General features: G+C 65.2%; 10 protein-coding genes. 2 read left to right on the top strand and 8 right to left on the bottom strand.

What is annotated here, in order from left to right; translation table 11 throughout:
- Positions 1 to 26: 26 nt before the first annotated feature.
- The 7 genes from AC0IYS_RS12135 to AC0IYS_RS12105 all read right to left on the bottom strand — a co-directional run bounded on the left by AC0IYS_RS12135 (position 27) and on the right by AC0IYS_RS12105 (position 6,768).
- On the bottom strand, positions 27 to 1,334 hold the full coding sequence (locus AC0IYS_RS12135) for a right-handed parallel beta-helix repeat-containing protein (RefSeq protein ID WP_471705375.1): 1,308 nt from the start codon (positions 1,332 to 1,334) through the stop codon (positions 27 to 29).
- 55 nt (positions 1,335 to 1,389) lie between these two features.
- Complete coding sequence (locus AC0IYS_RS12130; protein WP_471705374.1) at positions 1,390 to 2,139, bottom strand: DUF2334 domain-containing protein; 750 nt, start codon at positions 2,137 to 2,139, stop codon at positions 1,390 to 1,392.
- Positions 2,129 to 3,259: a glycosyltransferase gene (locus tag AC0IYS_RS12125; protein ID WP_471705373.1), complete on the bottom strand. Its 1,131-nt coding sequence runs from the start codon at positions 3,257 to 3,259 to the stop codon at positions 2,129 to 2,131. Before AC0IYS_RS12125 ends, AC0IYS_RS12130 begins: the two co-directional genes overlap by 11 nt.
- A gap of 30 nt (positions 3,260 to 3,289) precedes the next feature.
- On the bottom strand, positions 3,290 to 4,249 hold the full coding sequence (locus tag AC0IYS_RS12120; RefSeq protein WP_471705372.1) for a sulfurtransferase: 960 nt from the start codon (positions 4,247 to 4,249) through the stop codon (positions 3,290 to 3,292).
- Between the two features lie 114 nt (positions 4,250 to 4,363).
- Complete coding sequence (locus AC0IYS_RS12115) at positions 4,364 to 4,633, bottom strand: GlsB/YeaQ/YmgE family stress response membrane protein (protein WP_471705371.1); 270 nt, start codon at positions 4,631 to 4,633, stop codon at positions 4,364 to 4,366.
- 40 nt (positions 4,634 to 4,673) lie between these two features.
- Positions 4,674 to 4,844: a hypothetical protein gene (locus tag AC0IYS_RS12110; protein WP_471705370.1), complete on the bottom strand. Its 171-nt coding sequence runs from the start codon at positions 4,842 to 4,844 to the stop codon at positions 4,674 to 4,676.
- A 136-nt stretch (positions 4,845 to 4,980) separates the two neighbouring features.
- Positions 4,981 to 6,768 carry a glycoside hydrolase family 2 protein gene (locus AC0IYS_RS12105; RefSeq protein ID WP_471705369.1) on the bottom strand — a complete coding sequence of 596 codons (1,788 nt, stop codon included), beginning with the start codon at positions 6,766 to 6,768 and terminating at the stop codon, positions 4,981 to 4,983.
- Between the two features lie 391 nt (positions 6,769 to 7,159).
- On the opposite strand from AC0IYS_RS12105, the gene AC0IYS_RS12100 reads away from it, so the two are divergent.
- Both AC0IYS_RS12100 and AC0IYS_RS12095 read left to right on the top strand, forming a co-directional pair.
- Positions 7,160 to 9,793 carry an NAD(P)-binding protein gene (locus AC0IYS_RS12100; protein WP_471705368.1) on the top strand — a complete coding sequence of 878 codons (2,634 nt, stop codon included), beginning with the start codon at positions 7,160 to 7,162 and terminating at the stop codon, positions 9,791 to 9,793.
- A gap of 214 nt (positions 9,794 to 10,007) precedes the next feature.
- On the top strand, positions 10,008 to 11,489 hold the full coding sequence (locus AC0IYS_RS12095) for an iron-containing redox enzyme family protein (protein ID WP_471705367.1): 1,482 nt from the start codon (positions 10,008 to 10,010) through the stop codon (positions 11,487 to 11,489).
- A gap of 4 nt (positions 11,490 to 11,493) precedes the next feature.
- Here the strand turns inward: AC0IYS_RS12095 and AC0IYS_RS12090 are convergent, their stop codons facing one another.
- Positions 11,494 to 12,468 carry a chemotaxis protein CheB gene (locus AC0IYS_RS12090; RefSeq protein ID WP_471705366.1) on the bottom strand — a complete coding sequence of 325 codons (975 nt, stop codon included), beginning with the start codon at positions 12,466 to 12,468 and terminating at the stop codon, positions 11,494 to 11,496.

The following is a 12,468-nucleotide window of genomic DNA, read 5'->3' as shown; positions in this document are numbered from 1 at the left end:
CCAAGTGGTATTGGCGGCCCATCACATCACTGCGCCGCTTCGAACGCGCCCAAATCGGGCGCCGAACCCTTGAACGGCAATCCCACATCAACACCCTTGCCGATCAAATCGCTGGTCGCGCGCAAATGATAGCTGCGCAGCACCGGCAAACTGCCGTCGGCCTGGCGCGGCGCGTCCCAGCCGCTGGCCGAGACATCCTCGAAATCTCCGTCGCCGACCTGCACCGACGTCGTCCACGAATTATTCGCCATATCCAAGCCGGCCGTATTCGACGTCGCCGTCCCCTTGTGCGCCAGGTTATTGCGCAAATTCCCGACATTCACCGCCGAACCATCCGGCGCGATCCCCAGCATGTTGTAATTCACGCCGTTGCTGAACGCCGTGTTATTAAAGAAATCGATCGCCAGCGGATGGTGGTTGGCATAGAAACCCGCGGCCTTGTTGGCGAACGCCACCGAGAACCGCACCGTGTGCTTGACCCCGTTGGCCACATACGCGCCGCCATAACCACCCGCCTTGATGCCATTGCCGTTGCCCGCCGCCAGCGGGGTCGTGGTCCCCGGCAGGTAACCATGCTGCCAGGCCCACGAATTTTCAATCGTCACCGGCGAAAACGCGTTGATCAGATCGAAGCCGTCATCCGTGTTCATCCACGCGCGGCAACCCCGGAACACATTGCCCGGCTGATTGGCCTTGATGTGCGCGCCAAAGCCGTCGGCGCTCTGCCCAGCGCCGTTGGACGTGTACGGATCGTAGTTGTGGTGCGAGTCGCTGTTCAGCACGAGATTGTTCGAACCATTCTGGATGAACAACCCCGGCCCCATGTTGTGGTGCAAATTGAGCAGTTCGAAGACGTTGTGGCTGCCGCTATTCCACACGCCCCACGACTCGTGGTTCAAGCGGTTGCCCGGTTGCTGGGGCGCGCCGGTCACCTCCAAGCCCTTGAGGTGGACCCAGCTGGCCGTCACATTGAGACCTTTGACGCGGCAATCGTCCTTCATCGCCGAAAAATCGAACACCGGCGTCTCGCCCGGATACGCCCAGTAGCGAATCGGCTGGCTGGCGGTGCCGCTCTTGTTCAGCGTGATGGCGTTGACGATGGCAGTGCGGCTGGCGCAGGCCTCGACACCGGCCGTGTAGGCATATTTACCTCCACGGAAGTAGACGGTGTCGCCGGCCTGGGCCTGGGTTTGCGCATGCGCGATCGAGGCCCACGGCGCCGCTTGCGTGCCGGCGGCGTTGTCGCTGCCACCGGGGGCGACGTAATAGTTGGTGGCGAACGCCGGCGCGGCGGCGAACGAGAGAAGCAGGAGCGCGCTGAGTGAGGTTTTCATCGCTCCTATTGTAGTGAGCACCGGAGTACTATTGCCACACCGAACGGAAAAATCATCAAAGTGACCGGCTCTGGCGCGCGAAGGCGGCCTTCGTCATCGGTACGCGCGACTCGAGCAACGCGCCCAGCAGATGCTGGGCATGACGCAGCAGCGCCGGATGGGCGGCGTCGGCCGGATGCAGGCTCAATCGCACCAGCCCGGCCGCCCCCATGCAGGCAGCCTGCGCCACCGCCAAACGCGGCGACAACTGACGTCCGCTGCGGTTGCGCGCCGCGTACACCAAGCTGGGCGACCAGATGCGGCGCCGCGGCGACAGCAGGTGGAAATGGGTCCAGGTGGTGGTGTAGGAAAAAGGCGCCTCGCGCAGCGCCAGCCAGGCACCGCTGCCCAGCAGCCAGGCCGGCGGCACGAAACCGTCGACCGGCCAACCCCGGCGATCGAACCACTCCAGACCCAGCGCCAGCAGCAGCCGGCTCTGCGCGGCGCTCAACGCCGAAAATTCGCCTTCGCTGCGGGTGTAGACGCCGCGCAGCCAGCGCTTGCGCCAGCCGGACGCCGGCGGCCCGCTGTCCAGATGCCGATAGCCATGCAGCGCCAGTTCATGGCCGCGCGCGAGCAACGCCGTCAACATCGCGTCATAACCGGGGTCGGGGAGATCGTGGCCGTGGTAGCACGGCACCACAAGCAAGGTCAGCGGAATATCGGCGACCTCGTGTATCGCGCCCAGCAAGCGCTGGCAGGCGGGCCAGGTGGCGGGCGCCACGTCGTGGATCGAGACGCACAGCGCCTTGCGCTCAGTCGGCAAGGCAGCCCTCGGGGTCGGGTTCGGTCCGCCGCCGCGACGCCAGCAAGCCGGTGTAGCGCTCCATCAGCTGCGGCATGATGCGGTTCCAGTCGAAATGCGCGCACGCCTTGTGACGGGCGTTGGCGCCCAGCCGCGCCAGATCGGTGCCGAACAGCGCCGCGATGCCCTCGCCCAGGCTGGCCGCGCTGTCGGGCCGCACCACCAGGCCCGTGCCGGGATCGATCAGCTCCGCCACGCCGCCGCCCGTGCCCAGCACCGGCAGGCCGCAGGCCATCGCCTCCAGCGCGATCAGGCCGAAGGTTTCGCCGTCGCCCGGATGGGTCAGCAGGTCGCAGCCGCCCAACAGCCGCGCCAGCCGGCCAGGGTCGCGCTCGAACGGCAGTATCGTGCTGTTGGGTGACGCCGGCAACGCGCTGCCGCCGCCGATCAGCAGCAAATGGTAGGGACGGCCCAGCCGCCGCACCGCCTCGATCAGGATGCCCAGCTTTTTCTGCGGCGTGAAGCGGCCGGCGTACACCAGCAACCGGGTCGTGTCGGGCAACCCAAGACGCTGGCGCAGGCCGGCATCGCGCCGCGCCGGACTGAATATGTCGGTATCCACGCCCAGCGGCTGGTGCACGGCATCCGTCACGCCCAGCTGGTTCAGCCGCTGCACCATCAGCTTGCTGGGCGCGAGCACCAGGTCGAACTGGTTATAGACGTGCCGCAAATACTTGCCGGCGATAGTGGCGGCTCGCGGGCCGAACCGCTGCCCGACCAGCGCGTGCAAATCCGAGTGGTAGAAGCCGATCAGCGGAACTTGTAAACGTCGGCGCACATGCAGCGCGGCCAGCGCGCACGGTCCGGCGTCGCCGACCTCCAGCAGATCGGGCCGGCAGCGCTGGACGATGCGCGCCGGCGCGCGCAGCGAACGCGGCAGACGGTAGCCGTTAATTCCTGGAAGCGCGATACCCGGCAAGGCGATGACCGACGGTGCGAGGCTGCAATCCTTCACGCTTGAACTCAGTATCGTATGGCGCACGTGGCTGTTCCGAGCCAGCCAGTTGGATTTGGCATTGAGATAGCTGCTGATGCCGCCGCCCTCGGCGGCGTAGTACATGGTGATGTCCAGAACATGCATAATGTGGCTTCGGGTGAGTACGCCCCCACGTTAGCATTGCAACCTGCTCAGAGTTTGATCTAGATCAATCGGACAACCACCGACCCCGCTCCACTCCAGCCAGCCGCCGTCATACACGCTGATACGTGGCCAGCCCATCAACCATGCATAGAAAAACGCCATCGACGCGCGCCAACCCGTGCCGCAATAAAACCCGATGTGCAAACCTTCGACAATCCCCTGCGCCCGCCATTGCAGCGCGATCTCGGCGGCCGGCTTCATGCGGCCGTCGTCAAGATGGTAAGCGCTCATACTGTTGACGTCGCCATCGGCGCCGGCCCGGCCCCATCGCGCACCGGGAATGTCGCCACGCGCCGCGATGTAGCTGTAGCCCGACACCTTGCCAAGAAACTCCGCCTCGCTGCGGATGCTGACCAGCGCGCCATCGTGCGTGGACAGCAACGCGCGCGCCTCGCTGGTACCGATCAGATATTCAGGATGCGCTGGGAACGCCACCCCGAAATCCGCGACCGAACGATCCGCCGCCTTCGCCACCGCTCCTTGCGCGCAGGCGTAACCACCCGCCTGCCACAACGCGAAGCCGCCATCGAGCAGGCGCACATCCTCGACCCCCGCATACAGCAGCAAATGCGCCAGCCGGGCGGCGGCGAGATTGTTGCGGCCGTAGAGGATGACGCTGGTATCGTGGCGCACGCCGTGCGATAGCAGCAGGCTGAGCAGCGCTGCGTCGTCGACCTTGTTCCACAGCGGTTCGCATTCGAACTCGCCGGTGTCGAGGTACGAGGCGCCGGGGATGTGGGCGTGTTCGAACATCGCGGCGCCGCCGCAGCCAACCTCCAGCAGACGCCAATTGAGCGATGGCCGGGCTTCGACCCGCGCGCCATCGACCAGCATCGCCAGCCACGCGGGGGCGACCAGCTGACGCCACCGCGCCAGGTCCGGACGAAACTGCGCGGCGACCTTGTTATCCTGCATATCGTGGTTTTCCATACACGCCGTTTTGGCGACCAGGGCGGTATTTTACGCTGGTCGGACGTGCAGGCCGCAGAAACGAAAACACCGCCCTTGAAGGCGGTGTTTCATCAGGCGGTGTCGCTTGCGGTGTTAGCGCGCGCGTCCGCGGAAGACGAGGTTGGCGATCGCCAGCAGCACCACCGCGCCGAGGAACGAGACGCCGAGCGAACCGAGGCTGAAGTCGCCATCGTTGATCGTGCCCGTGCCCAGCAACGGCGCGATCACCAGGCCGCCGAGGAAGGCGCCGACGATACCGACGATCACGTTCAGGAAAATGCCCTGCTGTGCGTCCGTGTTCATGACCTTGCTAGCGATCCAGCCCAGCAAACCACCAATAACAATCCATCCGATAAAGTTCATTTTTCTTCTCCCTGACTATTTTAAAGTGAGCGTTTCACACTTAGTGCTTGCGCGTTTGTTTTTTACCGCCGCCCGCACCTTTGCCCGTATCGGCTTTGGTGTGGCTTGCGGCATCCTTGCCGGCTTTGGCTTTTGCCGGACTGCCAGAACTGTTACCAGACTGTTCGGCGGATTGTTTGTTGCCACCGCCCGACTGCTTTTCCTTGGTCATTTTCATCTCCCAAATCAACGGTTGTGACGTCTTCCATCGGCATCGCCACTTGCCGCGTCGACAAACGATCCGACCAGTGCATTCTACGACCGGCTCAGCCGGACCTTGTCAGCACACCGCTGCTGTTGACGTAGGACTACGGCGCATCGTGGCTGCGGTCCGGCTCGGGGGCGCTGTTACGCGTGGCCGCGCTGATCTGCACCAGCGGCACCTTGGGGCTGCGGTCGGCATTCAGCAAGCCGTTGGTCTCCTGGAAGGTGTCGGCGAACTGGGTGTAGCAAAAACCGGAGAACATCACCGTCTCGTTGACCACCTTGAGCAAGGTGCGATACCGGTTCAGATACGTCTCGGCGTCGCCGACGCGCGAATAGCCCCAGGTGTGGTGCGCCGGCGCGTTCGGATCGAAGGCGATGCCGCCGAACTCGGTCAGCACGATCGGCTGGCCCCGGTGCGGGAAACCGTCCAGGGTCAGGATGCGCCCGCCCGGGCGGCGCTGGTCGAACAAGGTGCGCACCGGATCGGTGACGGCGTAACGCTGCTGCAGCTTTTCCGGATCGGCGTCGTAGTCGTGGATGCCGAGGATGTCGGTGGCCGACGCCTCCCAGCCGTCGTTGCCGATCACCGGCCGCGTGGCGTCGAGCATGCGCGTCATGTGGTACAGCGCCTCGACCGCGTTGCGGTGCGCCTGGGTCGACGTCAGGTTCGGCACGCCCCAAGATTCGTTGAACGGCACCCACACGATCACGCACGGATGGCTGTAATCGCGTTCGATCGCCTCGGTCCATTCCTTGATCAGCCGCGTCATCGCGCGCGGGCTGAAGGCGTAGGCCGACGGCATCTCCTCCCACACCAGCAGCCCGAGCTTGTCGGCCCAGTACAGGTAGCGCGGGTCCTCGATCTTCTGGTGCTTGCGCACGCCGTTGAAGCCCATCTCCTTGGCCAGCTCGACGTCGCGGCGCAGCGCGTCGTCGGACGGCGCCGTCATCAGGGTGTCGGGCCAGTAGCCCTGGTCGAGCACCAGCCGCAGCGGATACGGCCGGCCGTTGAGCATGAAGCGGTCGCGGTTGATCGCCACCGAGCGCAGCGCGGTGTACGAGCACACCGTGTCGAGCACCTCGTCGCCGCAATACAGGGTCAGCTCCGCGTCCAGCAGGGTCGGCCGCTCGGGGCTCCACAGCAGGTCGTTGCGCGAATCGTCGATGCCCGGGTCCGACAGCACGATCTTGCGGTTGGCCGCCCGTCCCACCAGCAGGTAGCGGTCGGCCGCCAGCAGCACGCCGTTGTGCAGCAGCCGCACCGACACCGCCAGGTCGGTGCGGATGTCGCCGCCGGCCACCACCTCGCAGCCCATCTCGAAGCCGTCGAACACGGGCGTCCAGCGCAGCGAGCCGATGTAGGTCGCCGGCAGCGCCTCGATCCACACCGTCTGCCAGATGCCGGTGGTGCGCGGATACCAGATCGAGTGCGGCTCGGGCTGCCAGTCCTGCTTGCCGCGCGGCTTGGCCAGGTCGCCCGGATCGTCCTCGACATGCACGACGATAGTTTGTGTGGGCCCCTCCGCCAGCGCGTCGGTGATGTCGGCGTGGAACGGCGTATGCCCGCCCTCGTGTTCGGCCACCAGCACGCCGTTGACCCAGACGCGCGCGTGATAATCGACCGCGCCGAAATGCAGGATCGTGTGGGCGCCGCGCTGCTCGAGATCGAAGGTGCGCCGATACCAGCACGCCATGTGGAACGATTCGTCGCCGATGCCGCTGGCCTTGGACTCCGGCGCGAACGGCACGTTGATGCGCGCGCTCCAGTCGATCGGATCCCCCACGTGGCTGAAGCGCTGCTCGTGGTCGAAGGCGAATTCCCATTCGCCGTTCAGTGACTGCCACGCGTCGCGGACCAGTTGCGGTCGCGGATATTCAAACTGGCTCATGCGCATCCTTTTCATCGGTGCCGCGCCGGTTGCGCGGCCAAAAAATAATGCTAGCAATGTTCGCTCCGCAATGCATTTCAATTCCAATTGAAAACGAAAAACAGGCGTAAAAAAAACCAAAAAGTGCGGCTGATTTACAACTGCTTTTCCCAGCGGAATTGAAATGAAAAAACATCCAATCATTGCTACGATTGGTGACAGATTATTTCTGCCGCAACCGCAGCTCAACTGCACAGAAATCATCGCATCACGAATCGATAATACCAGCCTCGACTTTGCATAAAGCCTTTACGTTCAACCTCCCCCGCGATCCGTGGAAGCGAACGCTAGCGCTGTTTGCCGGCCAGGCTAGCCAACTATTCACGACCCGCAAGGGCACAGGGAGAACTTCATGAAAACTATCATCGTCTTTTGTCATCTGCGCTGGGACTTCGTCTATCAGCGCCCACAACAACTCCTGTCGCGCCTGGCACAACATTACAAAATTGCCTTCGTCGAAGAGCCGGTTTTCTATGACGGCGAGAGCTTCCTGCAGAGCTCGTCGCCCGCGCCGAACGTCACCGTCTACCGCCCGCACACGCCGGTGCAGGCGCCCGGCTTCCACGACGACCAGATTCCGTTGCTGCAACCGCTGCTGGCCGAACTCATCCGTGGCGACGACGCCCCCATCGTCTGGTTCTACACGCCGATGGCGCTGCCGCTGCTGCCGCCGCTGCACGCCGGCCTGGTGGTCTACGATTGCATGGATGAACTCTCCGCGTTCAAGAACCCGCCCAAGCAGCTGCTGCAGCGCGAGACGGCGCTGCTCAAGATCGCCGACCTGGTCTTCACTGGCGGACCGAGCCTGTACGAGGCCAAGCGCGGGCGCCACGACAACGCCCACTGCTTCCCCAGCAGCGTCGACGCCGCGCACTTCCAGCGGGCGCTCGACCGGGGCAACGCCCATCCGCTGCACGCCGGCATCCCGGGTCCACGCCTGGGCTACTACGGCGTCATCGACGAGCGCTTCGACGCCCCGCTGCTTGCCGCGCTGGCCGACGCCCATCCGGAATGGCAACTGGTGATGGTCGGACCGGTCGTCAAGATCGATCCGGCCTCGCTGCCGCAACGCCCGAACATCCACTACCTGGGCCAGCAGTCGTACGACGCGCTGCCACAGTTCCTGGCCGGCTGGGACGTGTGCCTGCTGCCGTTCGCGCTCAACGAATCGACCCGCTACATCAGCCCGACCAAGGTGCTGGAGTACATGGCGGCCGAACTGCCGGCCGTCAGCACCGCCATCAAGGATGTGGAAGACCCGTATAGCGACATCGTCTGGGTGGCGCACAGCCACGCGGAATTCATCGAGTCCTGCGAGGCGGCGCTGGCGATGACGCCGATGTTGCGCGCGGCGCTGAACGAGAAGATGCGCGCCGTGGTCGACAAGACCTCGTGGGAAGCGACCGCAGACGCCATGCGCGCGCTGCTGGCCAACACGCCGCCCTCCGGCAAAGGCGCCAAGCTGAGCCAGCAGGACGGCACCCGCGCCGCCGCTTCCGCCGACGCGGCCGCCGGCAGCGCCGTCGTCAATCCGATGCGCCAGACGTCCGTTGCGCAGCGCACCGGCTGCCTGATCGTCGGCGCCGGGCCGACCGGCTTGTCGGCCGCGTACCACCTGGGCGCCGACACCGTGCTGCTGGAGCGTAACGCCACCGTCGGCGGCTGGTGCCGCTCGATCCAGGACCAGGGCTTCACGTTCGACTACGCCGGCCACATCATGTTCTCCAACGACCCGTATGTGCTCAAGCTGTACGACATACTGCTCGGCGACAACCAGCACTGGCAGATGCGCGAAGCCTGGGTCTACAGCAAGCAGGTGTTCACCCGCTATCCGTTCCAGGGCGCGCTGTACGGACTGCCGCCGGCCGTCATCAAGGAATGCATCGTTGGCGCCATCGAATCGCGCTACGGCCTGGCCGACAAGGCGGAGAGCTGCCCCACCGCCGGCGCGGATGTCGAGGATTGCTGCGCCGACGGCACCGCCGATGTCGCCAACAGCAGCGCCAGCGCCATGTCGACCGCCGCCAAGGGGGAGGATTTCGAGCACTTCATCTACCGCGTGTGGGGCGCCGGCATCGCGCGCCACTTCGCCATCCCGTACAACAAGAAATTGTGGACGGTGCCGCTGAAGGAAATGGAAACCTCGTGGCTGGGTGGACGGGTGCCGCTGCCGGACCTGAACCAGATCATCGAAGGCGCGCTGGAGCCGGTCGCCAAGCCGATGGGGCCGAACGCCCGCTTCGGCTATCCCAAGCGCGGCGGCTTCCAGGCGCTGGTGTCGGGCTTCCTGCCGCACATTCGCGGCAAGATCGAGCTCAACGCGGACGCGGTCTGCATCCTGCCGGGCGAGCATACGGTGGTGCTGGCCGACGGCCGCCGCCTGCAATACGAGCAGTTGATCAGCACCATGCCGCTGCCGGAACTGGTGCGGCTGATCGGCAACGCGGCGCCGCCGGAAGTGCGGCGCGCGGCGGAGGGATTGAAACATATCTCGATCCGCTGCGTGAACATCGGCATCGCGCGCACCGACGTCACCGACAAGCACTGGATCTATTACCCGGAGGACAGCATCTTCCACCGCATCTTCGTGCAGGGTAACGCCAGCCCGGAATGCAATGCGCCCGGCGGTTTCGGTTTCACTTGCGAGATTTCCTATTCGCCGTGGAAGCCGTTGCCATTGGATGGCGAAGCGTTGATCGAGCGCTGCATCCAGGACTGCATCAAAGTCGGCATGATGCGCGAGGATGACCGCGTGATCACGGCCAACCAGGTCGACATGCCGTATGCGTACGTGGTGTACGACCACGCGCGGGCGGAGAACGTGGCGACGGTGCGCGCGTGGATGGAGCAGCACGATATCGTGCTGGCGGGGCGCTACAGCGAGTGGGAATATTACAACTCGGATCACGCCTTCCTGGCCGGCAAAAAGGCGGCGGAGCGCGTGCAGGCGAACCGGAGCGGTAACGCCAAGACGGCCGAGTCGTAACAAGGCTGTCGGCGACGCATGCATGGCGGATTAGGCGGAACGCCGTAATCTGCCATGTCAAAGTCGCCAGTGTCGCCCCATGCAAACCAGCAATGTAAGCTCTGTCTTACACAAACACAGGGGCAACGCCCCTTGGGCCAGCGCCCTGCGGCAGGGATAATCTACCGACTATATAGACGAGCTTGACGCCGTCTCACTTTTTCGGAAGAACACCATGTCCCTACTCGCTCAAACATTGCCAGATACCATCGCCAGCGCACGCGACAATAGCGCCGAATACGACTCCAGCGCAGCCCCGAGCGCCGTCTACCGCGCCCTGTCGCCAGGCGTTCCTGTCGGCAACGACCGAGCGATGGCCCGCACGTTCCTGGAGCAACAGCTGCAACAGGCCCGCCTGCTGAGCTCCGACCTGCCCGACAACACCGCCGGCATGGAAACCTGGATCACCGAACGCTCCGAAGCCATCGGCGCCGAATACAACGCCTACCTCAAGCAGCGCCGCGACGGCGCCCCGCGCCGCTACTTCACCACCAAGGCCCACGCGCTGTACTTCCTCAAGCACGTCGCCCCGACCAAGCTGGTCGACGGCGCCTGGCTGTACGGCGTGCTGGAACGCTGGGACGATCCCGACTTCCGCCCCCTGATCCAGACCTACCTGGAAGAGCTGGGCGACGGCGTACCGGACAAAAACCACGTCGTGCTTTACAAAAAACTGCTGGCCAGCCACGGCTGCGACCAATGGCAGGATGTCGACGAAACCCACTTCGTCCAGGGTGCGATCCAGCTCGCGCTGGCCTACGACGCCGAACATTTCCTGCCGGAGATCATCGGCTACAACCTCGGCTACGAGCAACTGCCGCTGCACCTGCTGATCACCGCCTACGAGCTGAACGAGCTCGGCATCGATCCGTATTACTTCACCTTGCACATCACCGTCGACAACGGCGGCACCGGTCACGCCTTCAAGGCGGTGCAGGCGCTGCAACAATTGCTGCCGCGTTGCGGCGACGCCGCCGCCTTCCTGCGCCGCGTGCAAGACGGCTACCGCCTCAACGATCTGGGCGCCAGCACCAACTCGGTCATCGCCGAGTTCGATCTGGAGGCTGAACTGGTGCACATCATGGCGACCAAAAGCGTGGTCGGCAAGAACATGCACTCCGACTACTGCCGCGTCGGCGGCCGTGGCATCAACGACTGGCTGTCCGATCCGCAACAGATTCCGGCCATGCTGGGCGAGCTGGAAAAAGCCGGCTGGATCCAGCGCGGCCAGCCGGCCGACAACAGCCGCTTCTGGCGCCTGATTCAGAGCGAGCGTGCCGAGATGTTCGGCGTCTTCAGCGCCTACGAGCAACAGATCCTGAGCGACTGGATCGCCACCGCGCCTGGCGAGCCGACCGCCCCGGCGGCCCGCACGCCGAGCTTCCGCGCCCGCCAGCGCGCGCTCGACACGCTCGGCCTGCATCACAGCCCGCGCAGCGGCCCGATGCGTGGCGTCATTCGCCATCACGCTACCGACGCCAGCGCCAACGACGACGACGAGGCTATCGGCGAGCTGCGTCAACTGGAATTGCAAGTGGCGTCGATGGGCAACAAGCAGGCGGCGATGCGATTGCTGCAGTCGCTGATGACGCCGGCGCGCCACCACAGCGCCGTCGGCCTGATGGCCACGCGCCTGTTCCGCCAGCTGATCGACTGATCCGCTATTTCCCGCCGGTCAGCAGCGCGCGCAAGGCTTCGGCCTCGGCGCGCGCCTGTTGCGCCAGCGCAGCATAACCGGGCTCGGGAGCGACGCTGCGCGCGGAGAACTCGGCGGCCAACTGCTCGGCCAGGCTTTCCTTCTCCTGCACCGCCCGCAAGGCTTTCGACAAGGCCGCCTCGATGGCGTCTTCCTGCTCCCGAAGCAAACTCAACAAGGTGTAGCTGTGACCGGTATGACAGCGGAAACGGCACGACTTCGCGTTATTCAGCGAAAACAGGCTGCCGCCGCATTCCGGACAAGTATAGGGCGACGGCGTGGCGATGCGCTTGAGCTGCTTCAGCTCGCCGCCGCCGGACGCGAAGCGATTTTCCACCGTCAGCCATTCAGGCGCTTCAGCCGCATGGTCCGCCACGCGCTCCGGCAGCCCCGCGGCCCACTCGACCAGCGCGCCGGCGATGCCGGCCAGCGGCAGGCACCGGTCCACTTCAACCTGCTCGAGGGCGTTGCGCGGCATGTCCGACGCGCTGGCATCGGCGGGGTCCTGCACGATCGCGGTCCCGCCGCAGGTCTTGATCGCCGCCAGGCCGGCCACGCCGTCGTCCAGGAAACCGGTCAGTATCACGCCTGCGGCCCCTCCGGCGTAAGCGATGGCGGCCGACCGGAACAGCGGGTCGATCGCCGGCCGCGAATGGTTTTCCCGGGGGCCGTGCACCAGCACGGCGCGCAGCGCATCGCCGTCGCGCTCGACCATCAAATGGCGGCCGGGCGGCGCCACCAGCACCACGCCCGGCGCCAGCGTCTCGCCGTGCGCGGCGTGCCGCACCGGCAAGGCGCAACTGCGCGCGAGAATGGCCGGTAGCACACTGGGATGGTCGCCGATATGCATCACAATCAATACCGGCGCGGGAAAGTCGCCCGGCAGTCCCGCCAGAACTTCCGTCAATGCCGCCACGCCCCCGGCGGAGGCCCCTATCAC

This window comes from Duganella sp. AC237 (genome assembly GCF_979254035.1).
This window is presented reverse-complemented; position numbering and strand designations above follow the sequence as displayed.